At 67.5% G+C, this 22,111-nt stretch carries 21 protein-coding genes; 7 read left to right on the top strand and 14 right to left on the bottom strand.

Features of this window, described 5'->3' with window-relative positions:
• Window positions 1–31: 31 nt before the first annotated feature.
• From IFJ75_RS08635 to IFJ75_RS08605, 7 genes are all read right to left on the bottom strand, one after another.
• Window positions 32–1,492 carry a chemotaxis protein CheW gene (locus IFJ75_RS08635; RefSeq protein ID WP_207932171.1) on the bottom strand — a complete coding sequence of 487 codons (1,461 nt, stop codon included), beginning with the start codon at window positions 1,490–1,492 and terminating at the stop codon, window positions 32–34.
• The gene (locus IFJ75_RS08630; RefSeq protein ID WP_207932170.1) at window positions 1,489–3,393 is read right to left on the bottom strand and encodes a methyl-accepting chemotaxis protein; all 1,905 of its coding nucleotides are present in this window, start codon (window positions 3,391–3,393) and stop codon (window positions 1,489–1,491) included. The genes IFJ75_RS08635 and IFJ75_RS08630 overlap by 4 nt, the downstream gene beginning before the upstream one ends.
• A 117-nt stretch (window positions 3,394–3,510) precedes the next feature.
• Window positions 3,511–3,942 carry a DUF488 domain-containing protein gene (locus tag IFJ75_RS08625; protein ID WP_207932169.1) on the bottom strand — a complete coding sequence of 144 codons (432 nt, stop codon included), beginning with the start codon at window positions 3,940–3,942 and terminating at the stop codon, window positions 3,511–3,513.
• A gap of 45 nt (window positions 3,943–3,987) precedes the next feature.
• Window positions 3,988–5,082 carry an alpha/beta hydrolase gene (locus IFJ75_RS08620; RefSeq protein WP_207932168.1) on the bottom strand — a complete coding sequence of 365 codons (1,095 nt, stop codon included), beginning with the start codon at window positions 5,080–5,082 and terminating at the stop codon, window positions 3,988–3,990.
• Between the two features lie 47 nt (window positions 5,083–5,129).
• A complete protein-coding gene (locus IFJ75_RS08615) occupies window positions 5,130–5,660 on the bottom strand; it encodes a DUF4142 domain-containing protein (RefSeq protein WP_207932167.1) in 531 nt (176 codons plus the stop codon).
• Window positions 5,661–5,760: 100 nt separating this feature from the next.
• Window positions 5,761–5,934, bottom strand: coding sequence for a hypothetical protein (locus IFJ75_RS08610; RefSeq protein ID WP_207932166.1), 174 nt, complete (start codon window positions 5,932–5,934; stop codon window positions 5,761–5,763).
• Window position 5,935: 1 nt separating this feature from the next.
• Window positions 5,936–6,691, bottom strand: a complete 756-nt coding sequence (locus IFJ75_RS08605) for an SDR family NAD(P)-dependent oxidoreductase (RefSeq protein WP_207932165.1) — start codon at window positions 6,689–6,691, stop codon at window positions 5,936–5,938.
• Window positions 6,692–6,862: 171 nt separating this feature from the next.
• Between IFJ75_RS08605 and IFJ75_RS08600 the strand changes: the two genes are divergently transcribed.
• Window positions 6,863–7,432, top strand: a complete 570-nt coding sequence (locus tag IFJ75_RS08600; RefSeq protein WP_207932164.1) for an SRPBCC family protein — start codon at window positions 6,863–6,865, stop codon at window positions 7,430–7,432.
• Between the two features lie 42 nt (window positions 7,433–7,474).
• The gene (locus IFJ75_RS08595; protein WP_207932163.1) at window positions 7,475–8,653 is read left to right on the top strand and encodes a zinc-dependent alcohol dehydrogenase; all 1,179 of its coding nucleotides are present in this window, start codon (window positions 7,475–7,477) and stop codon (window positions 8,651–8,653) included.
• Window positions 8,654–8,863: 210 nt separating this feature from the next.
• Here IFJ75_RS08595 and galE read toward each other — a convergent pair whose 3' ends face one another.
• The 5 genes from galE to IFJ75_RS08570 form a co-directional block, all read right to left on the bottom strand.
• Window positions 8,864–9,877: a UDP-glucose 4-epimerase GalE gene (gene galE, locus IFJ75_RS08590; protein ID WP_207932162.1), complete on the bottom strand. Its 1,014-nt coding sequence runs from the start codon at window positions 9,875–9,877 to the stop codon at window positions 8,864–8,866.
• 244 nt (window positions 9,878–10,121) lie between these two features.
• On the bottom strand, window positions 10,122–12,476 hold the full coding sequence (gene glf / locus IFJ75_RS08585) for a UDP-galactopyranose mutase (RefSeq protein ID WP_225897056.1): 2,355 nt from the start codon (window positions 12,474–12,476) through the stop codon (window positions 10,122–10,124).
• Window positions 12,477–12,581: 105 nt separating this feature from the next.
• Entirely contained in the window at window positions 12,582–13,691 is a 1,110-nt protein-coding gene (locus tag IFJ75_RS08580) for a hypothetical protein (RefSeq protein WP_207932161.1), read from the bottom strand.
• A gap of 64 nt (window positions 13,692–13,755) precedes the next feature.
• The gene (locus tag IFJ75_RS08575; protein ID WP_207932160.1) at window positions 13,756–17,085 is read right to left on the bottom strand and encodes a helicase-related protein; all 3,330 of its coding nucleotides are present in this window, start codon (window positions 17,083–17,085) and stop codon (window positions 13,756–13,758) included.
• A gap of 63 nt (window positions 17,086–17,148) precedes the next feature.
• The gene (locus IFJ75_RS08570) at window positions 17,149–18,324 is read right to left on the bottom strand and encodes an alpha/beta fold hydrolase (protein WP_207932159.1); all 1,176 of its coding nucleotides are present in this window, start codon (window positions 18,322–18,324) and stop codon (window positions 17,149–17,151) included.
• Window positions 18,325–18,500: 176 nt separating this feature from the next.
• On the opposite strand from IFJ75_RS08570, the gene IFJ75_RS08565 reads away from it, so the two are divergent.
• The 4 genes from IFJ75_RS08565 (at window position 18,501) to IFJ75_RS08550 (ending at window position 20,444) form a co-directional block, all read left to right on the top strand.
• On the top strand, window positions 18,501–18,728 hold the full coding sequence (locus tag IFJ75_RS08565; RefSeq protein ID WP_207932158.1) for a hypothetical protein: 228 nt from the start codon (window positions 18,501–18,503) through the stop codon (window positions 18,726–18,728).
• Between the two features lie 268 nt (window positions 18,729–18,996).
• On the top strand, window positions 18,997–19,383 hold the full coding sequence (locus IFJ75_RS08560) for a helix-turn-helix domain-containing protein (protein WP_207932157.1): 387 nt from the start codon (window positions 18,997–18,999) through the stop codon (window positions 19,381–19,383).
• A 96-nt stretch (window positions 19,384–19,479) separates the two neighbouring features.
• A complete protein-coding gene (locus tag IFJ75_RS08555) occupies window positions 19,480–19,731 on the top strand; it encodes a DUF6894 family protein (RefSeq protein WP_207932156.1) in 252 nt (83 codons plus the stop codon).
• Window positions 19,728–20,444 carry a Crp/Fnr family transcriptional regulator gene (locus IFJ75_RS08550; protein WP_207932155.1) on the top strand — a complete coding sequence of 239 codons (717 nt, stop codon included), beginning with the start codon at window positions 19,728–19,730 and terminating at the stop codon, window positions 20,442–20,444. The genes IFJ75_RS08555 and IFJ75_RS08550 overlap by 4 nt, the downstream gene beginning before the upstream one ends.
• On the opposite strand, the gene IFJ75_RS08545 is transcribed toward IFJ75_RS08550, so the two are convergent.
• Together IFJ75_RS08545 and IFJ75_RS08540 are read right to left on the bottom strand one after the other, a co-directional pair.
• On the bottom strand, window positions 20,441–20,737 hold the full coding sequence (locus IFJ75_RS08545; protein ID WP_207932154.1) for a hypothetical protein: 297 nt from the start codon (window positions 20,735–20,737) through the stop codon (window positions 20,441–20,443). The two genes, IFJ75_RS08550 and IFJ75_RS08545, sit on opposite strands and share 4 nt — an antisense overlap.
• Window positions 20,734–20,946 (bottom strand): hypothetical protein, encoded by a 213-nt coding sequence (locus IFJ75_RS08540; protein WP_207932153.1) that lies wholly within the window; start codon window positions 20,944–20,946, stop codon window positions 20,734–20,736. The genes IFJ75_RS08545 and IFJ75_RS08540 overlap by 4 nt, the downstream gene beginning before the upstream one ends.
• Before the next feature lie 556 nt (window positions 20,947–21,502).
• Here IFJ75_RS08540 and IFJ75_RS08535 point away from each other — a divergent pair.
• Window positions 21,503–22,072, top strand: coding sequence for an alpha-ketoglutarate-dependent dioxygenase AlkB (locus IFJ75_RS08535; RefSeq protein ID WP_207932152.1), 570 nt, complete (start codon window positions 21,503–21,505; stop codon window positions 22,070–22,072).
• Window positions 22,073–22,111 lie beyond the last annotated feature (39 nt).

Below are 22,111 nucleotides of genomic sequence, written 5' to 3'. Positions count from 1 at the left end.
AGGGCGGAATCGTCAACGACCAGAAGCTTGATCACGCGGGGGAGCCGAGCCCCGGCGAAAGCGCGGCCAGGACGTCCGCCTCGGCCTGGTCCAGCAAGGTCCGGGCGTCGGCGATCAGGATCACCGTCCCGTCGGGATTGCGGGCCACCCGATCGAAGATCGCGCGGTCATCGGCCAGGAGGTCGGACGCCGGCGCCAGATCGGACCGGGCAATCGCCCGGATACCGGCGACGGCGTCGACGATGAAGCCGGCCTGAAGCGCGCCCGCCGCGGTGACGATCACCTTGCGAACTGTTGTGGCCGCGCGGTCGGCGCCGAAACGCTTGCCCTGGTCGATCACCGGAACGACACGGCCTCGCAGATCCATTACTCCCTCGATGAAGCCCGGGGCGTTCGGAACCCGGGTGAGGGTTTCGGGCGCCGTCACAACCTCATCGATGTCGGCGACGGGCAAGCCGTAGGTTTCTCCGCCCAGATGAAAGATCAGGAAGGTCTCGGTGTCCTGCATGCTATCCTCGGCCACCGTCTCAAGCTCCTGTCGACCATCGGCCATGATCTGTTCGAGCGCCTCGGGCCGGAACAGGCGTTCGGGCGACAGAAGGCTGACCACCCGACCCGACCCGACGCGGGCGAGGGCTTCGATGGCCGCTTCTCCGCCGCCGCGATTGAGAAGGGCGGGGGCGGGACCGATGGCGCTGTCCGGTATTCTCAGGACGACCTGCAGGCCGTCCACCCGCAATCCCGCCAGGGCGGACCCGATCCGCACGACGATCAATTTGCCCGCTGCCGTCGGCGGGACCAGTCCCATCAGGGCGGCGAGGTCGACGACGGGCAACACGCCCCGACGATAGGGGACCACGCCGAGATCGGCGCGCTCGCCATGCGGCAGGGAGGCGATGCCTTGCGGCGTGTTGATCGCCTCGACAACGGCGGCGATCGGCAGGCCGTGGGTCTGTCCGGCCACGGTGAAGGTGAGGATCTGTGTCGTCGCTTCGACCTGGTCGGCCATCTCCGGCCCGGGTCCGGCTGCGAGCGGACGGCTCGACGCGCCGCCGGTCCTTGTGGTTCCGAACGCCGCCAGGAGCGCGCCGTCCAGATCAACCACCCGGATCGCCTCGTCCTCGGCGACGAAGACCGGGGCCTTGCCATGGCCCGAGGCCTTCATCTCGCCCAGTCCGATCACCGCATCGACCTTGAGGGCGAGGGGACGTTCGAGATCCATCACGATCAACCGGCCGGCGGCGGTCGCCGGCGTTTCCGCTCGTCCGAGAAGCCGCGCGGCCGAGATGACCGGCAGAACGGCGCCGCGCAAACTGGCGACCCCGTCCACGCAGGCGGGCGCATGAGGCACGCGGGTCACGGCGAGGTCGCGCGCGACTTCGCTGACGATGGCGGAGGGCGCCGCCATGGTCACGCCGTCCACCCGGAACCTGAGCACCGGGATCATTGCCGTGTCCGTCGGGCTTCCGGGCGCGACCGGGGACACGCTCATGCCGTGCCGGTTTTCAGCGCGTCCGCGAGCGAGGCGATCTCCTCGATCGCCACCGCCAGATCCTCGGAGCTCTGGGCCTGCTGGCGGGCGGCGGCGGCGGCCTGAACGGACGCGCCTGAAGCTTCTTCGGCGGCGGCGGCGATCTGACGGGCGCCCGCCAGGACTTCGTTGACCGTCGCCAAGATCGCGCTGGATCCGTCCAGGATCGCATCGGACCCGTCGCGGATCGTGGACAGGTCGTTCTCCACCTCCGCGAGGCGTTCGTCGATCATGCGATTGCGCACGACCTCCGCGCCGACGCCGGCGACGATGGTCTCCAGTTCCCGCCGCGACGCGAGGGTCTGGGCCTGGATGAGCCAGACGCGATCCTTGATCTGGTCGGCGTTCTCTCCGGCGTCCCGCGCCAGTCCCCGGATGTCGGAGCTGACCATGGCGAAACCGCGCCCGGCGTCCCCGGCGCGGGCGGCCTCGACCGACCCGCTGACGGCCAGCATCGTGGTCTGGACGGCCAGCAGGGCGATGCCGTCGACGATCTTGTCGATCCGGCGGCCGAGCGTCTCGAGGCCGCCCAGCAGGGCGATCACCTCGGTGGTTTCCGTCAGGCCGTGAGCCACCCCCTCGGAAAGGGCGGCGACGGTGGCGCGGCTGCCGGCGACGCGGGTCCGGGTTTCGGAGGCGCGGGCCAGTGAGCGTTCGGCGACGTCCCGGGCAACCTCGGCCGCCCGTTCGATCTGGCTCATCGCCGTGGTGGCCTGCTGGGTCGCGCTGGCCTGAATCTGGGCGCCGCGGCTGATCTGATCGACGGCGGCGAGGATTTCGGTGGCTGCGCCGGAAAGCTGCTGCACGGCCGCGGAGAGTTCCTCGGCCGAGGCGCTGACCTGTTCGGCGGCGGTCGCGCCCGCCTCGCCCTGCAGGACCTCGCTCAGACGGGCGAGGTCTTCGGAGGTCTGCTGGCTCTGTTCCAGCGACACCGTCTGCTGCTGCACGGCGCGCTGCGCCTCGCCGGCGGCCGCGGCCTGTTCCTCGGCGGCGGAGGCGACGTTTTCAGCGCCCTTCTGGGCTTCTCGCAGCGCGATGTCGGCCTCGACGGCCGAGGACAGGACCGTCTCCGCGTCGCGGGACATCGCCCCCGCCTCCTGCCGAACGGACTGGAGTTCGGCGGAGACCTTTTCGGCGGAGGCGGCGCCTCGGGCTGCGTCTTCGGCGGCCGCCTTGACCCGTGTGGCGATGGTCTGGACCTCGGCGGCGATACTGTCCGCGAGGTCTCGAACCTCGCGCGCGCGCGTTTCGGCCGTTTCCGCCAGGGCTCGCACCTCGTCGGCGACCACTGCGAAACCGCGCCCGTTGTCGCCCGCGCGCGCCGCCTCGATGGCGGCGTTCAGCGCCAGGAGACTGGTGCGATCCGAGATGTCGGCGACGGCCCGGGTGATCTCGCCGATGGCTCCGGCGTGGTCTTCCAGGGCCGAGATGGCGGCGACCGCGGCGAGTTGTCGTTCGGCGGTCGAGCGCACCGAGGCGATGGAGCCTTCGATCTGGACGGCGGTTTCGGTGATGGCCGTCTGCAGGGCTTCAGTCCGCGTCCGCGCGCTCTCGGCGCGACTGCGGGCTTCCCCGAACGCCTCGCCGAGGCTTGCGACGGAGGCCAGGGACTCGTGGGCCGCTCCGGCCGCTTCCTCGGCGCCGCCTGCGATCTGTTCGAGCGCGCGTCGCAGCTCTTCCGCGGCGCTCGCGGCTTCCGCGATGCCGCCGGAGAGTTCCTGAGTTGCGGCGGCGACCCGTTCGACGGCTGTCTGCCCGCTCCGGGCGACCGGCCTGGTCGCCCGGCGAGGCGGAGGCGGCGACGCCTTGGGCGCGCGTCCGCCGCCCTGACCGGACAATGCTGTCGTCTTGACCAGCGACATTCAGGAACCTTTTTTCGAGTACGGTCCGCACGCTAGACTATCCGGGCGGGGCGGTCACGAACTGAGACCGCCTGTCAGGAAGATCGTGCGGCGAAATCCGGTCGCCCGAGGACGGCGTCAGAGATTGACGATCTCGAAGTCGTCGCTCGCCGCCAGCCTTTGCGCCAGAACCGCCCGGTGGCAGCCGGCAGGGTCGGTCTCGAAGCACAGCAGGGCGACAGGCGCTTCCGAAGCCATGGCCTCGAGTTCCGCCAACTGCAGCTGGGCGGCGGGCTCGGCGAGGTGGTCCTCGAAAACGGCGCGCATCTCCGCGATACGTCCCTTTCTGGCGGCGTCACGGCCGGACTTGGGCGTGCCGAGCGCCCGCAGGTGCCGGTAGGCGATACCCTCGGCGGCAAGGCTCGTCGCCAGGATCGTCTTGGAGAAGCCCGCGCGCCGTGAGGCGGCGACAGCGCGGACGTCGACCAGGGTTTGCACCCCGGCCGACTTCAACCGGCCGATGACTTCCGCCTGGGTGGCGCCTTCATATCCGACGGTGAACAGCTTCATCCTCGACATATGGCGGCTCCGAACCCGGGCGGAAGACCTCAAGGCCTAGCGCAGCGCCATGCGCAGCCGTCCGAACGACCAGGCCTGGGCTTCCCGGGCGTCGGAGACGACGTCAGCCATCGAGAAGAACTCGTGGACCGAACCGTCCCAGACGCGGCGTTCGACGGGCACGCCCGCGCGACGAAGGGCGGTCATCAGCGTCTCGCCATCCGAGCGCAGGGGGTCGATCTGGGCGTTCACGATGGTGACCGGAGCCAGTCCACGCAGATCGGCGGCGACCAGATTGTAGCGGGGATCATTCTGATCGGCGGGACTGCGCAGGGCATACTGACCGAACCAGCCGAGCGTCGGCGTGCGCAGGGGCAGGCTGGCCATGTTCTCCACCTTGGACGGCAACTGCGGATTGGCGTCGGCGATCGGATAGACCGCCAGAATGGCCTTGGGCTGGGTCCAGCCGCCGTCGCGCGCCGCGATGGCGACGTTTAGGGCCAGGTTGCCGCCCGCGCTTTCACCGGCGATGGCGATGTTCTTCGGATCACCACCCCAGGACGCGGCGTTCTCCTGCACCCATTTCCAGGCGTTGTTGGCGTCTTCGTAGAAGGCCGGGAACCTGTTCTCGGGGCCCTTGCGGTATTCGACCGAGACGACGATCGCATTCAGGTTTTTGGCCATCGAGCGGGGCGTGGCGTCATAGACATCCAGGTTGGCGATTACCCAGCCGCCGCCGTGATAGTAGACGACGACCGGCAGATTGGCGCCCATGGCCCCGGCCGGCTTGTAGACGCGGATCGGCTGGGTCGTTCCGCCCGTCGGATAGGTCAGGTCCACGGTCGTGACGCCGGCGTCCGGCGCGGTCGACATGCCCATGATCATCTTGACGCGGTTGACGGCGTCGGCCGGCGACGGCTGGGCGCGCGCCTGCTCGACGGTGAGTGTCTCGATGGGCTTGGCGCCGAGCGCGGATTGGGCGTCGAGCACGGCCTGCATGTCGGCATCGGGCCGGGCGGTCATGCCCATGGGGGCCATGGCGCTGGGCGGCGGGGCGGACGGCTTCATGCCCATCCCCCTGCCGGGGGCACAGGCGGTCAGGGTGGCGGCGAGGGCGACCGAGGTCGCCAGCAGGGTAAGGGTCGATTTCATAGAAGGTCTCTGATCAGAAAAAGGGGGCAGGGCGGCGCGCAGGGCGCTCAGCGCATCAGACGTTCGACCATCGACAGATGGCTCTGGACGATCATGACCGTGGCCTGGGCGGCGGCCTTGAGCTCCGGCGTGTCGCCGGTCTCGGCATAGGTCTTCATCAGACCCAGCGCCTCCTTGTGAGCCATCATCTGCTGGGCGAGGTAGAGACGGTCGCGCTCCACGCCGTCGTATTTCTGAAGCGACGCCAGCATCGCCATCTTCGGCGCGTCGAGCATCGGCGTCGGCGCAGTCATTCCGGCCCGCATCGCGGCCGCGGCGGCGTCTCGGGTCGTTTTGGTATGGTGCTCCACCATCATCTGGGCGAAGCGGCGGATGTCAGGGTTCTGGGTGGTTTCGAGCACGAGCTGACTGGACTGCACTTCATAGAGGTCGCCGGCGCCGGCGAACATCAGGAAGGTCGGGGCGGGTGGGGTGGGCGCCAGGGTGCCGGCGGGCGTCCAGTTGTAGTCGAACGTCTGGGCGGAGGCCGCGCCGGCGATCAGGCAAGCGCAAGCACTTGCTGCGAGCAAGAGTTTCATCTTCGAGTTTCCGGTAAGTTATTCAGTTGCCTAGGAAACTTGGTCGAACGCTGTTGGTTCCGCCCAGCGGCGTTCGACCCGCAAATAAGCCTCTGATCGCTCAGGGTTTGCGCTTGAACGTCTCGCCCACGACGCCGGCGTCGGGCCCGTCAGGACCCGCGCTTTCCCGTTCTAAGCCCGTTGTCACGCAGGCCTTCTTCGAGGTGGAGGCGTCCGGCTTGCCGCCGGGGGCGGCGCCGTTCTTGCGGCGACCGTCTGTCTGTTCCTCGGCCATCTCAGTGCTTCCCGCCGCCAGGCTCGGCCTGTCTGCGGTGCACCTCCGCCAGCGCAGTCTGCGGCGTGACGGCGGCGGTCGCGGCCTGAAGCTTGTTCATGACGCCCGCGACGACATCGCCTTCGCCGCGCTGCATGGCGTGGTAGCCGATCTTCGCGACATCCGCCGGATCCATCTTCTTGCCCTGGCCGACGACGGTGTCTTCCATGCCGGCGCGGTCGAAGAACTCCGTGTCGGTCGGTCCCGGCATCAGGACGGTGACGCTGACGCCCGTGTCCTTCAACTCGTTGCGCAGGGCGAATGAGAAGCTGTCCACATAGGCCTTGGAGGCGTTGTAGACGGCCGCGAAAGCGCCCGGCATCAGACCGGCGATGGAGCCGGTCAGCAGGATCTGGCCCTTGCCGCGTGTCCGCATGTCCCGCCCGACCAGATGCAGCAGCCGGGTCGTGCCGGTGATGTTGGTGTTGATCACATGCAGGATGTCGCCGAAGTCCTGATCGAGGAAACCTTCGCCCAGACCATGGCCCGCATTGGCCGCAAGGGCGTCGACGGAACGGCCCGATACGAGGTCGTAGAGCGACTGGACGCCCTCTTCGGTCGACAGGTCGGTCTGCAGGGTTTCGACCCGGGCGCCCAGGCTCTCGAACGCCTGTTTGGCCTCGGCCAGGGGTGTGTCGGCAGCGACCACCAGATCGAAGCCGTCCTGTGCGAAGAGGCGGGCGAGTTCATAGCCGATGCCCGACGAGGCTCCGGTCACGATCGCGAGCGGCCGCGCGGTCTCCGCTGACGTAAGTCTACTATCCGACACAAGAATTCTCCGGGTGAAGCGATGCCCGATGAAGCGCGGGGCGTCCTGCAGGTTCCGTATCGTGACGCTGGAACGGGCCGGGGGCGGAGGGATTGGAGTGCCCAGCCCAAGGAGTGCGCCATGTCCCACGATCCCCTTTCAACCGACGCCGAGGTCGCCTCGCCCGCCTTCAGCGACAAGGACAATGTCGGAGGCGACTATTCGGCGTCGAGCATCCGCGCCGTGATGATCAACCGGCCGCGTCAGGAGCTTTATGACTTCTGGCGCGACTTCTCGAACCTGCCGTTGTTCATGGAGAATGTGAAGGCGGTCGAGATGCTGGAATCCGGTCGTTCGAAATGGACCATCGCCGGCCCCGGCGGCAAGGATGTCGAACTCGTTTCGGACATCACCGAGGACGTGCCCGGCGAGAAGATCGCCTGGACCTCGAGCGAGGACTCCGACCTCGATCACGAAGGCTGGATCGCCTTCAAGGACAACGCCTTCGGGCGCGGCACAGAGGTGCGTGTCTTCATCAGCTATGACCCGCCCGCCGGCGCGCTGGGCAAGGTCGTCGCCAAGGTCCTGCAGCGGGAGCCGCGCGTCCAGGCGCGTGGCGAACTGCGTCGCTTCAAACAGCTGATGGAGACCGGCGAGGTGTCGACTTCGAAAGCGCCCGACGCCGCGCCCCGCGCCGACCGTCACTTCTGATCTTCGGCTTCAGCCGCACCCTCATTCCCTGAAAGAACCCCCATGCGCGCACTGACCTGGCACGGCAAACACAACGTTCAGGTGGACACTGTCCCCGACCCCAAGATCGTCAATCCCCGCGACGCGATCATCAAGATCACCGCGACCGCCATCTGCGGCTCCGACCTCCACCTCTACGACAGCATGATCCCCGGCATGTCGAACGGCGACATCCTCGGCCATGAGTTCATGGGGATCGTCGAGGAGGTCGGGCCGGCCAACACCACCCTGAAGCCCGGCGACCGGGTGGTGGTGCCCTTCGTCATCGCCTGCGGAAAATGCTTCTTCTGCGATCACAAGATGCCGGCCGCCTGCGACAACTCCAATCCGGCCGAAAAGGCCGACGCCTCGGAAGTCGCCTACGGCTACGCCATGACCGGCGCCTTCGGCTATTCGCACCTGACGGGCGGCTACGCGGGCGGCCAGGCCGAGTATGCGCGAGTGCCCTATTCGGACTATGGGCCGATCAAGATCCCGGACGGCGTTTCAGACGAGCGGGTGCTGTTCCTGTCGGACATCTTCCCCACCGGCTGGATGGCTGCCGAGAACGCCCAGATCAAGCCAGGCGATACGGTCGCCATCTGGGGCTGCGGGCCGGTAGGCCTGTTCGCCATCAAGTCGGCCATACTGATGGGGGCCGGACGGGTCATTGCCATCGACCACCACCCCCGCCGCCTCGAACTGGCGAAGCAGAATGGCGCGGAGGTGCTGAACTTCCACGAGGTGAAGGTTCGCGAGGCCCTGATGGAGATGACGGCCGGCATCGGGCCTGACAGCTGTATCGACGCGGTCGGGATGGAATCGCACGGCTTCTCCCCCGACAACATCATCGACGCTGTGAAGCAGGAGACGAAGATCCTGGGCACCGACCGTCCCCACGTCCTGCGCGAAACCATCATGGCGGTTCGCAAGGGGGGCACGGTTTCGGTCCCCGGCGTCTACGGTGGCGTTGCGGACAAGTGGCCGATCGGCGCCTTCATGGAGAAGGGGCTGACGCTGAAGACGGGGCAAACCCATGTGCAGAACTATCTGCCAGAGCTGCTGCAGCTGATCCTCGACAACAAGATCGACACCACCGACCTGATCTCCCACCGGCTGCCGCTGGAACAGGCGGCCGAGGGCTACAAGAATTTCAAGATCAACCAGAACGAATGGACCAAGGTTGTCCTGCTGCCCCACTGAGCGGTCAAGGAAGCGCCCGGCGGCTTTAAGGCTGCCGGGCGGATGGGCGTCATCAGCCCTGTTCTAATGGCGCCCTTCAACCCATGAGGGCCCATACTGCGGTGTGGCGTACCAGGCTTCCGCTGTTGGGCCCGACGGCCCAGTGCATCAGTTGCGAGCTCGTCCCAGCGGGGCCACGTCTTTGGCGACCGCTGGCCGTGGAGGGCAATATCAGGCGGCGGCCGGCCCCTGTCTCGCGGGTCCAAATCCGCATCCCCGACGCCACGCCACGGCAGTATCGACGATGGTGGCGAGGTCCCGCACCTGCGGACTCCAGCCAAGGCGCTCCATTGCGGCCGCCGGATCAGCCACCAGCATCGGCGGATCGCCTGCACGCCGGCCCCCCTCGACAACCGCCGGATGACGGCCGCAGGCTGCGGTGACCGCAGCGATGATCTCGCGCACTGACGATCCGACGCCGCGCCCCAGGTTCATGGCCTCGAACCCGGCGTCCAGACCGCCGACCTGCAGCGCGAGGACGTGGGCGCGGGCGAGATCGGCGACATGGATATAGTCCCGGACGCAGGAGCCGTCAGGCGTGGGATAGTCCGATCCGAACACCGTCAGCGGCGCTCCGCCCATAGTTGCCTCGATGGCCAGCGGGATGAGATGGGTCTCGGGATAATGGGCCTCGCCCAGGTCGCCCTCGGGATCCGCCCCCGCTGCATTGAAGTATCGCAGCGCCACAGCCTCCAGATCGAACGCCGCGCAGGAGGCGGCGATCAGACGTTCTCCCGCCAGCTTGGAGTCGCCATAGGGATTGATCGGCGCAAGACGGTCCGCCTCCCGCAACCGGGACATCTCCGCCGGCGCGCCGTAGACGGCGGCGGTCGAGGAAAACACCAGCCGTGCCGTGCCCGAGCGTCGCATGGCCGAGACCACGGCGGCAACGCCGTTGAGGTTGTGATCCCAGAACAGGTCCGGGCGGCTGACGGATCGACCCACCTCGATCAGACCCGCGAAATGGATCACGCCCGCGACCGAATACTCTCGCATGGCCTCGGCGAGGTGGTTGGCGTCCCGGACGTCGCCAATGATCAGCGGCCCCCATTTCACCGCCTCGACGTGCCCGTTCGACAGGTTGTCATAGACGACGGGCGTATAGCCGGCGCGAGACAGGGCCTTGGAAGTGTGTGACCCGATGAATCCGGCGCCGCCGGTGACGAGTATGCAGGGCCCCGGCATCAGCAGGCAGTCGCGAGATCAGGCCGTTTCGACGGGGCCCGAAGGGAGAGGCGCGTCTCGGCGTCTTCGGGCGTAGACCAGCGCCGATCCCCGCCAGACTTCGACCGCCGCGCGATGCGGCAGCCGCAGGAGTTCGGCCGCGGCCCTTGCCCGCGCCTCACCGTCGGAGGTGAGGTCAGCCCGCTCGAAGGCGGGGGAGAGGGAGGTGGCGCTGAAGTAGCGGAACTCATAGTCGGCCACCCGCTCACCCGAGGCCGACGGCGGCGGCGTCGGACACCGAGACTTTCAGGGACGGCGCGAGCTTGCGATAGGTCGCCAGAGCCTGACCCACAACCTGGTCCATGTTGTAGTACCGGTAGGTCGCCAACCGCCCGACGAAACTGACCTCGGGCCGTTCAGCCGCCAGCGCTTCATAGCGTTTGAACAGCGCGTGGTTCTCCGGGCGCGGAATCGGATAGTAGGGGTCGCCCTCCGCGGTCGGATATTCGTAGGTGATGCTGGTCGACGGGTGCATCTGGCCGGTCAGGTGCTTGTATTCGGTGATGCGCGTGAACGGCGTCGCCTCGTCCGGAAAGTTGACGTTGGCCACCGGCTGGAAGGTCTCCTGCGGGTGGGTCTCGTGCCGGAACTTCAGCGACCGATAAGGCAGGCGGCCGTAGCGATAGTCGAAGAATTCGTCGATCGGACCCGTGAATACCAGGCGGTCGTGGGCGACCATCCGGGCGACATCCCGGTATTCGACCCCGGTCCGGACCTCGATATTCTCGTGGTCCAGCATCCGCTCGAACATGGCCGTGTAGCCGTCCAGTGGCATAGCCTGGAAGGTATCTGTGAAGTAGCGGTCGTCGGTATTGGTCCGCGTCGGCACGCGCGAGGTCACCGACTTGTCGAGCTGGGACGGATCCAGACCCCACTGCTTGCGGGTATAACCGCGGAAGAAGGTCTCGTAGAGCTCGCGCCCGATGGCCGAGACCACGACGTCCTCCGACGTCCGCACTACTGACACCGGCTCGGCGCGAGAGGCGAGGAAGCCGGCGGCCTGCTCGTCGTTCTGCAGATCGAGCCCGAACAGGATGTTCAGCGTCGTCCGATTGATCGGCATCGGCACGAGAGTTTCGCCGACCTGGGCCAGAACGCGATGCTCGTAGGGACGCCAGCGGGTGAAGCGCGACAGATAGGCGAACACCTCTGCCGAGTTGGTGTGGAAGATGTGGGGTCCGTATTGGTGGATCATGACGCCGGTGTGGTCGAGCCGGTCGAAGGCGTTGCCCCCCACGTGCGGACGTCGATCCACAATCAGGACGCGCTGGCCGCTCTCCGACGCCAGCCGCTCGGCCAGAACCGACCCTGCGAACCCGGCGCCGACGATCAGGACGTCGTAGTGGGCGAGCGGCGCCTTCGGTCGCCGATCGGGCGTCGATACGGCCTTGGTTCGCGCCACGGCGGCGCGCTCGATCAGGGCGTTCATGCGGATATAGGTCTGGTCCCAGGACAGGTCGGCCAGGGCTGCATCGCTTTCGGCGAGCCAGGCGCCGTTGCAATCCGCGGCTTGCGCCAGCGCGGTTTCGCAGGCCGCCACGAAGGCCTCGGCCGTGTCCGCGATCCCGACGGCGGCCAGGTCGCCATAGTGGCGGACGACGTCGCGGATCGGTGTGGAGACCACGGGCTTGCCCGCGGACAGATACTCCGGGGTCTTGGTCGGGCTGATGAAGCGGGTGGACTCGTTGATGGCGAACGGCATCAGGGCCACGTCCCATTCCGCCAGCCTTGCGGGCAGATCGGCATAGTCGGCGCTGCCCGGGTAGTGGATGTTGGAACGTCGCGGCAGTTCGTCGGGGGAGATTTTCACGACCGGTCCGACCATGACGATCGTCCAGTCCGGCCGGGCGTCGGCCACGGCGGCGATCAGTTCCAGATCCATTCGCTCGTCGAGGACGCCGTAGAAGCCGAGAACGGGGCCGGTCGAGGCGCGTGCCGGCATCCTGCGGGTTTGCGCAAAATGGGCGCGATCAACGCTGGACGGGAAGGGGTGGATATTGGCGTGCAGATGCTGCTTGGCCTCATACAGACTGTATCCGCCCGTAAAGATCACGTCCGCGGTGGCGATCAGCTCCTGCTCCAGGGGACGCAGGGCGGGGGGGGCGAAGCGGAAATTCGCCAGCTCGTCCATGCAGTCGTAGACGACAGCCGAGGGCTCGATGTGCCGCGAGATCGGCAGCATCATCGGCGTGTAGTACCAGAGGATGGGCCGCAGGATGTCTCGGTCGCGGACCAGGGCGTCCAGCAGCGTCTTTACGGTGTGGTCGCGCTCTTCAGCGCCAAGGCGGCCGGGAATGAGCGGCGTCGCAACGGTGACGCCCGTCGGCTCTTCGCGGAGCGCGAGGCGAGGGGTCTCGTCCAAGCCGATTGCGACGGCTTCCTCGAAATAGATCACCGGACGGGCGGCGGCGAACCGGCCCATGAGATGCTGGGGGCGCTGAAATACGAAATCCCACCGCAGGTGGGAGAAGCAGATCAGCGCGTCGGGCTCGCGGCCCAGACCGGCGAGGGAAACGACAGACGCGCCTTCGAGCGCCAACGGGGGATGGGGACGGTCCATAGGCGCGCTTTCTTGTGCTGAACCCTGTCAACATCTCCCCGCAGGGGTCGTTCCAAGTTATTAAAAATAAAGGCGATTTCCGGCGGAAAGCGTCGACTTCCCGACTTATCGGATGATGGCGGAAAGCCGTGCGATTTCCGCGGCGAGAGGCGCGTGGACGGTTCTTTCGCCCCCGCTGTCGGGCGGTCCGAACAGGCCCGTCGCACAGGACCGGTCGTCGTCCCAGCCTGGGTAGCTGGTGACAGGGTAGAGGCAGATTGCTCCGATGTCCGCGCCGCCGGCTCGTGCGTCCATGACCTCCTGGCAGACGTAATGCAGCCAGGGCGCCCGCGCGGACCCTTCCGCGCCCGTTTCTGCGACGATGACCGGTCGGTTGTATCGCCGCCAGGTCTCCTCCAGCAGGTCCGACAGCGGCCTGTAGTCGTGATGGCCGAGCGGCAGGGTCGGCCCGTGCTGTCGCCACTGATTCTGCGGATAGAAGTTGCAGCCGATGACATCGAGCAGATCCGGCGATCCGCCCAGTTCCGGGTCCATCCGGCCGCAGATCATGTCGAAGGCCTGGTACTGGGTCAGGCTGGCCCTACGCGCGGCGGAGACGTCATCCTCGCCATGAGTAACCGGGGCGATATGGATAAGAGGTTCAGCCCAGAGCAGCCGGCAGCGGGGGTCGACCTCTCGGAGCGTGCGCGCCGCCTGAACCCCGGCGCGCACCAGTTGCCGCTTCAGTTCATGGCCGCGTTCGAGCCCATAGGGATGAAAGTCCCCGACCTCTCCCGCGATGAAGGCGTAGAAGGACATTTCGTTGAGCGGACACCAGAGCGGCGGGGCGTCGGTCAGGGTCTGGTAGTGGCGCGCTGCGGCCTCGGCATAGTCGGCCAGCCGCTGGATGAAGCCGGCCGACCAGATGTCGATGTCGTCAGGCGTGCCGTAATGCCAGAGGTCCCAGATCACCCGCACGCCGGCTTGCGACGCCGCCTCGATCATCGGCGTCCAGCTGCGCCAGTCGTATACGCCCGGCTTCTGCTCGATGAGATGCCATCGCAATCCGTCTCGCGCCGTCTCCATGCCGTGCTCGAGGATCGCGGCATAATCGGTCGCCGCATGGCGGTCGTGTCCGCTGCCCCGCGTCACATCCAGACGGATGCCGTCACGACGGCGGTGGGTTGAACACTCGAACCCGGCCATGAAGGGATGACCGAAAAGCCAGTCACTCATGGAGTGGTGCGCAAAGGATACTGATCGGGTGTGTTCGGCTCGGGTTGGCGGTCCTCACGGGTCTTCATGCGGAGGCCAGCTCTGTCAGTACAGTCTCCACGAAGGCGGGGTCATGAGGCGTGGCCCCATCGGCGTCGACGATCAACCGGTCCTTCGACCACCTTCGTTGGGGCGTCAGGGCGAGGGTGTCGGCAAGCGACTTCGCAACGATTGGGCTGACCGTGAAGGCGGTGGCCTTGGGCCCCGAGGTGATATCCGTCACTCCCGCGGCGAGCGCGAGGGCCGTCAGACGGGCGGCGCTCAACAGCAGTGACGCGCCCTCCGGCAGGGGGCCGAACCGGTCCTCGATCTCTTCGTGGAAGGCGTCGATGTCCTCGACCGCCGTCAGCCGGGCGAGGCGGGCGTAAAGGTTGATGCGGGTGGTCGGGTCGGGGACGTAGTCGACGGGCAAATACCCCGCTGAGGTCAGATTGAGTTTGGGCGGCGCCAGATCGAGGGCCGGCTCGCCGCGCGCGATCTTGAGCGCCCGTCCCAGCACCCGCTGATACAGGCTGGCGCCGATCAGGCGGATGTGGCCGGCCTGTTCGTCGCCGACGAGGTCGCCGCCGCCCCGGAGGTCGAGGTCTCGCGCGCTGATGGCGAAGCCCGAGCCCAGCCGGTCCAGCGCCTCCAGCGTCTGCAGCCGCGACAGGGTGTTCTCCGACAACGGCGCCTGCGGGTCGCTGAGCAGATAGGCGTAGCCCTGCCGCCGGCCGCGCCCGACCCGTCCGCGCAGCTGGTGCAGCTGTGCGAGACCGAACCGGTCCGGTCGCCAGACCAGAATGGTGTTGGCGCGCGGCACGTCCAGGCCGTTCTCGATGATATTGGTCGCCAGCAGGACGTCGCCATCGCCCGCCGCGAAGCCGGTCATCACCGCATCCATGTCGTCGGGAGACAGTTCCCCGTGGGCGACGACGACCTTGAGTTCCGGGACCAGTTTCGAAAGCTGCTGCTGCAACGCCCCGAGGTCCTCGATGCGGGGCGCGACAACGAAGCTCTGTCCGCCACGGGCGGCTTCCCGCATCAGCGCGATCCGCACCGAGCCGGCGTCGAAATCGGTCAGGAAGGTGCGGATCGGCCGCCGTCGCGCCGGCGGACTGGCGATGACGCTGACATCCTGGATCCCGACCATGGCGCCCTGCAGAGTGCGGGGGATCGGGGTGGCGGTGAGCCCCAGGACGTGGGGGGCGCGCGCCGACAGCTCTGCCTTCATCTTTGCCCCGAAGCGGTGCTCTTCGTCGATCACCACAAGACCCAGATCGGCGAAGGACAAGCTTTCCGACGCGAGGGCCTGGGTGCCGACCACGACCCGGAGAGAGCCATCCGCCAGACCCGCTTTCACCTTGCGGGCTTCCGCGCTGTCGGTCATCCGCGACAGCTGCCCGACGGCGATCCCGGCCTCTTCGAAGCGCCTCTTGAAGAGAGAGTAATGCTGGCGGGCGAGGACCGTGGTCGGCGCCACGATCATGACCTGTCGGCCGGACAAGGCGACGACGGCGGCGGCCCGCAGGGCGACCTCTGTCTTGCCAAACCCGACGTCCCCGCAGACCAGCCGGTTCATCGGCTTGCCGGAGGCCAGGTCGCCGACGACAGCCTCGATCGCCGCCATCTGGTCCGCTGACTCGGGGAAGGGGAAGCCGGCGGCGAATTTCTCATAGGCTGCGCGCGGCGGCGCGATAGCGGGCGTCGAGAGGGCGGCGCGGGCCCGGGCCTGTTCGACCATGACCGCCGCCGTCTCGTCGATCCGGGCGCTGACCTCGGCGCGTCGCTTGATCCAGCCCTGGGTGTTCAGCCTGTCGAGCGTTACCGCACCGGCCTCGGAACCATAGCGCCAGATGCGCGAGAAGGCCTCAATGGGCGCCAGCACCGTCGCCCCGCCGTGATACTCCAGCCGCAGGACGTCACGCTCCACGCCGTCGGCCTCGATCATCTCCAGCGCCTGCAGGACGCCCAGCCCGTGGTCCTCGTGGATCACGACGTCGCCGGCCCGGAGTTCCGTCTCGCCGAAGGGGTTGGTCGTCGCTGCGGTCGCCCGCGCGATGCGGCCGCCGGTGACGTCCGAGGGGGTGATCACCACCAGGGCCTGCCGGTCGTCGACAAACCCCTGATCCAGGTCCGCCGTCAGGGCGGTCAGGGCGCCCGGTGACGCCTTGCGGGCTTCGTCCCAGGACGCGATGCTCTGCGGCGCCTCGACGCCGCTGCGCTTCAACAAACGGCTGACGACCCGGAGTTCGTGAGGCAGGCCGACGAGGACGACACGGCGGTCCGCTTCACGCTGTTCCTTGATAAAGGCCCTGAGCGCGGGACCCGACGCCTTCTCCCGCGCAAACTTCGGGGCCGGCGTCACGCCCTTTACGGACAGGACCTCGGACCTCGACAGGTCGGCCATCATCTCTTCAGTCGTCAGGTATAGACTTGTGGGCGGCAACGGACGCAGGCCGTCCGTGTCGCCGAAGGCGCGCCGGGCCTCGAAGGCCTCGGCGATCTGGGAGTCGATCCGGGCGATGCGGGTGTCCACACCGGCCTCATGACGGATCGTTGCGGACGGCAGGAATTCGAACATGCTGGACAGGCCGTCGTAGCGTTCCGACAGGCGGTGCTCCAGACCCGTGGTGTCGAAATCCTCGTCCTCGTTCTCGCCTAACCGGCGTTCGTTGGCCGGATCCAGTCGCAGGGACGAGACCTCCTCGCCGCTGCGCTGGCTGACCGCGTCGAACGCCTTGATCGACTGGATGACGTCGTCTTCTGACAGTGAGATCCTGAACGGGCCGGCGGCGGCGGGCGGATAGACATCGACGACCTCGCCCATCAGGGCGATTTCGCCGGGCTCGTCGATACGGTCGTCCGTCACATAGCCCCAGTTCCGCGCGAACACCGTTAGCGCCGCCCGATCCAGCGTATCGCCGACGTGTACGCGAAAGGCGTGGCCGACCACGTCGTGCGGCGGCGTGCGCTGCATGGCGGCCTCGGGGCTGGTCACCACCCAGCGCTTCAGGTCCGCCTCAGGAGCCTTCAACGCTGCCAGAACCGCCATCCGCCGCCCCATGCTCTCGCGGGACGGGGCGGCGCGGTCGTAGGGAAGGCAATCCCACGGCGGCAGGACCAGAATGTCCGCCGCTGTCGCGGATCCGAGCGCGCCCAGGGCCGAGGCGATCTCATCGGCCCGCCGCTCGTTCGTCGCCAAAAAGACGAGGTCGCCCGGATGATCAGCAAGTTCCTCCGTCAGCCGCGCCGCGACCGCCGCAGCCGGGGCCTTGCGCGGCGGATCGGTGATGTCGGCCGGTATCGGTCCGTCGACGAGTGAGAGTTCGCCGATGATCGGGACGGTCGTCTGGTCGGACAGAGAAGAGGACATAGGCGGGACAATCGGTTTCATCATGAGGATCAGCCGCCGGACCGGCTGAGATGTCGCGAGGGGTCACCGGAGAGCGGTCACGACTCCGAGGCCGGGTGGTTGCAGGTCGACGGGGGCGGGCAGGGACGCGACGAAGGTCTCGATGGCGAGGTGGTAGCTGTCCGCTCGCTCCAGGAAGCCCATGTGGTTGACGCCGTCGATCATCTCGAGAGCGGCTTCAGGCGTCTCCGCGGCCATGACCTTGCTGGCGTCGGGCCTGGTGACGATGTCGACCTCACCGCCGAGGACCAGCAGGGGGACGCCGAGGTCACGCAGGGCTCCGGTCGCGTCCCAGTGGAACATCGCCAGATTGCCGCGCGCCTGGACGCCCGGCGGATTGCGGGTCGCCAGCAGGGTCGTGTGCTCTAGTTGGCTGCGGGTCACATAGCGACCGAAGCCGAGGCGGTTGGCCATGTGCGCCGAGCCGCTGAGGTAGCCCTGCCAGGCGCCGAGCCAGAAGAGCGGTTGAAGCCAGGCCATGACATGAAAGACGGGCTCAAGCACGGGCTTCTGCAAGGCCCTGAGAAGGCGCGAGACGATCATCGTCCGAAGGGGATTGGTGTAGGTGGTGTTGATCAGGACCACGCCGGCGACGCGGTCCCGCACGAAATCCGGACGGTCGCGGACCAGGGTCTGGATGGTCATGCCGCCGATGCTGTGGCCGACAAGGACGACGCGCCCGTCGCTGGAGCTCATGACAACCCGGCGCAGATCCTCGGCGAAGGCGGGGAGGGTGACGCCGGATGGTTTCACCTTCGAACGGCCGAGACCGGGAAGATCCCAGACCACCAGCGGATGACGGGCGCCGAGGGCCCGCGAGGCATAGTCCCAGATGGTGCTGTCCAGCCCCCAGCCGTGAGTCAGGACCAACGGAAGCCCCGATCCGGCGCCGCGGCGCTCGACATAGAGGCTCGCGTCCACGCCATCGATGAAGACGCCGTCCTCGCGGCGCGCGGTCGACGGGTCGGTGTCGCTCCGGGCCAGGAGCACCGTAACGAGCGGCCGCCCCATGAAGGAAAAGGCCAGCAGACCCAGACCGGTCCAGAGACGCCAGGTGTCGCGGACGAAGACCAGACCGACGCCGTCGTCGGCCGGGATCAGATAGCCGCCCCACCAGGTCCAGAACAGCCAGACCGCCGTTCCCAGGATGAGGAGGGACAGCAGGCCGAAGACCAGCTTGAGAAGAGGGATAAGGGGCATTGAGGGATCCTGACTGGCCCCACCAACAGACCCGGCGCCGCATCGTTCCGGAGCGAGTGACCTTATTCTCTGGAACGTCGCGAATTCATGCTCCAGCCCCCGTTCGCCTTATCATTTGAGAGTGCGAGCGGCTCCAAACACGCCGACACCGACCCATGATTTTTTGGGAGGAACGCATGCCGGATTATCATTTCATGCTTCAGCCCCGCCGAAGCGATGAGCCGGAGTTGGAGTGGGTCGCAGCGACCGATGACGAACAGGCCGCGGCTCTGGCCGAGCTGCGCCTTCTCATGGACGACAACTTCGCCGCCGTGAGCTTCGAGGGGATGGATGGGCAGGTGCGCCGTCTTCAACGTGATCCCGTTCGCCTGGCGGTCGGGCGGGCGCATCGTCCGGATGTTTGACACTGTAGCTCCCGCAGCGACGGGCGACGGGTCCGCCGACGGACTTTCCCTTCTTCTCGATCCGGAACTCGACGCCTTCGGCGCCAGCCGGACCGTGACGCGAGGTACACGCCTTGCGGCTGGTCGCCGCGGCGTTCTGACGATCGTCAGGTCAGGGGTCGTCTGCCGCACAACCGCGCATTCGGGCGTGTGCGCGGGCCTGGTCCGAGCCGGCGAGATCCTGGAATCGGAAACCCGGCTCGGCGGCCCGACAAGCCACGGCTGGTGGATGTCAGACGGCGTCGTACGGGACATTCCCCTGGCGGCGCTCGAGGAGCGCTACGGCAGAGACGTCCGTCAGGACGTCTCGGAGCTCTGGCTGTCTCAGCAGCTGGCGGCGAGTCGGACGACCCTCGTATGCGCCGTGCGCCATCGGGGCGCGCAGCGTATCGCGGGCTGGGTGGCGGCGCTGGCCGAGGCGGACGGCGTCGCCCGTATCGCCCAGGGCCAGTTGGCCGCCATGGCGGGTCTGCAAAGGACCAGCGTCTGCGCGTTGCTGGCCGATTTGGCGGGCCGAGGAGCGGTCCGCGTCGGCCGGGGAAAGGTGGCTGTTCACGACCGGAATCTTCTGCTCGCGGAGAGCTGTGGCTGCGCCGCCCGTCTGGACCGGAACTAGAGACGACCTCCTGCCTTTCAGGTCGCTCCCTGCATTCGGCGACGCCCCGGGGCGAGTCCCCGAAACGACCTGAGCCTTCTCAAACCCGGTGTGTTCATGCCCCGATACTTCTTCAACACCCAGGACGGCCATTGCGTCCGGGACGATGCCGGCGAAATCCTGGACGACGACGCGGCGGCGCGGCGCGAAGGTTTGGCTGTGCTCGGAGAGATATTACGCTATCAGGATGAGAGTTTCTGGAACACCGGTGAGTTCTCCGTGATCGTTCTGGATGAGAACTCTCGGCATGTGGTCACCCTGACCACGCGGGCTACGCGGGGCGATCCGCCGGAGACGCAGACGCCATGAACGCCCTGATCGACAAATTGACGCGCCGCGATGTTCTGACCCCGGAGGAGCAGGCGGTTCTGCACGATCTGCTGGAGTCCCCACGGACGGTCCCGGCCTCGGCGGACGTCGTCACGGAGCACAGCCGGCCCAATCATAGCACCCTCGTCCTGTCCGGCCTGGTCGGGCGTTACAACACCCTGCGCGACGGCGGCAGGCAGATCACCCAGATCGGCGTGACGGGAGATTTCGTCGATCTGCACAGTCTCTTGATGAAGCAGATGGATCACGGAGTGGTCGCGCTCACGGATGTTGTGGTGGCTCATGCGCCGCACGCGAAGCTTCGGGCGATCACGGAGTCCTGGCCCCATCTGACCCGGCTGTTGTGGCTGGACACCATCATCGACGCCGCGATTCATCGACAATGGCTGACGGCCATGGGGCGCCGCAGCGGCGTGGGCCATCTGGCTCACCTGCTGGCCGAGCTTTATCTGCGTCTGGAGACGGTCGGGCTGGCTCGGAACCACGCCTTCGACCTGCCGCTGTCGCAGCCGGTGCTCGGCGACGCCCTCGGATTGTCCGCGGTGCACGTCAACCGGCTGGTCTCCGACATCCGCCGCGCGGGACTGGTCTCCTGGACCGGATCGCGGATCGAGATTCTCGACTGGCCTGGACTGGTGCGAGAAGCAGAGTTCGATCCGACCTATCTGCGCCTGCACCGGGAGCCGGTCTAGGCCGCCGCCACCGACGCCGGACCGCCCGTGCGACCCGGAGCCGCGGCCCGGTCCCCGGACAGGGCGGCGCCCTCGAAGCCATCTGTATTGTTGGTCCCCGCGAACCCGAACGCCGGCGCATCGACTGAGCCCACGAACCTGTCTCCGTCGAAGACGTGGGCGCTCGCCGATCCTGGACTGGCCCTGAGCGTATCGCGGGCTTCTTCCATGGCCGGCTCAGGTGCGGTCGCGTGGAGAAGGGCCATGGACGCGTCGCCCGCCTCGCCATGATCCAGGAAGGCAAAGTAGATCATGCTGTTTCCGAGTCCTCGGAGTCGAGCAGGGCATGAAGCTCCGGATGGCTCTCTGCGGGAAACCGCTCCAGGGCGGCGCTCAGGATCTCCCGGGCCTGACCCTCGTCCAGATCCGCTCGGGCCTCGCGTGCTTTCAGGTCTTCCAGAACAAGGGCCAGAGCCAATTCGCCCATGGCGTTTGAATCGATGGCGGCAGGGGTTTTGGTCATGATTGAATTTCCTCGTGCAGATCCAACCCGAACCCCTGCGAGAGATGATGGTTTCTAAGTCAGGAAGCCGACTCCAACTGCTCATGGCTTTGAGGCTTCAGGCTCGGCACGCCGGGTTTTCACGCCTTCCATTTGCCCGCCGGCGCCATATAGCCCGATCAGCCGCGCATGCAACCAGGAGCCGCGCCAAACCCCGGGCCTGGGGATCGGCTGCCGTGCGGCTCGACGCTAGAACCCCCCGAACCCTGGTTGACCCTCCCGCGCCGGCAAAGGCGCGGGGCGGGCGTCAATCGTCCGATGTCACCGCGATCACCGGCCTGTCAGCCGGCCCGACCTGGCAGCCCCCCTGCCTGCCGGCTTTTCCTGACGGCATGAAATCCCTTGTGTGGTGATCTATCGGTCTGAACCCGGGGGACCGCCGGGACCGGGATGGGGCTCCCGTTCGCCGACGTCCGATCTCGGGACCGCATCCGCAGGACCTCAATCGACCTGGGGCGGGCGTGGCTTTATCGGAGGGAGCCGGGAACGGGCTGCGGGCCGCGGTCGCTTCCCCGCAATGACACAGACGGATCTGTTCCAGACGTCCGGGCCCTATGGACCTGAAGGGTTCAGCTATCGACCCGAGGCGATCTCGCGCGATCTCGAGCGGGACCTGATGCGACGGTTCGAGACCCTGCCGTTCGAGGCCTTCGACTTCCACGGCTTCAAGGGTCATCGGCAGGTGGTCTATTTCGGCTGGCGCTACGACTTCACACGCGCCCGGGTCGAGACCGCCGAACCGATCCCGGATTTCCTGGAGCCCGCCCGGGCGGTCGCCGCCGACCTGGCCCAGGTCCCGCCGGAGGCGCTCGTCCAGGTCCTGATCAACCGGTACGGGCCCGGCGCGGGGATCGGCTGGCATCGCGACCGGCCGCAATTCGGCAAGGTCGTCGGGCTCTCCCTGGGGGCGTCGACGCCGTTTCGGTTCCGCCGGGGAAGACCCGGCGGTTGGGACCGGCGTACGGTTCCGGTCGAGGCGCGGTCCGCCTATCTGCTGGACGGCGAGGCGCGCGATGTCTGGGAGCACAGCCTGAGCCCGGTTGCGACCCTGCGCTATTCGATCACCTTCCGGACCTTGAGACCTTGAAGACCGGGCCGATGAGCGGTCGGCGCGGGCCCGACGCGC

Source organism: Brevundimonas goettingensis, from assembly GCF_017487405.1.
GTDB lineage: Bacteria > Pseudomonadota > Alphaproteobacteria > Caulobacterales > Caulobacteraceae > Brevundimonas > Brevundimonas goettingensis.
This window is presented reverse-complemented; position numbering and strand designations above follow the sequence as displayed.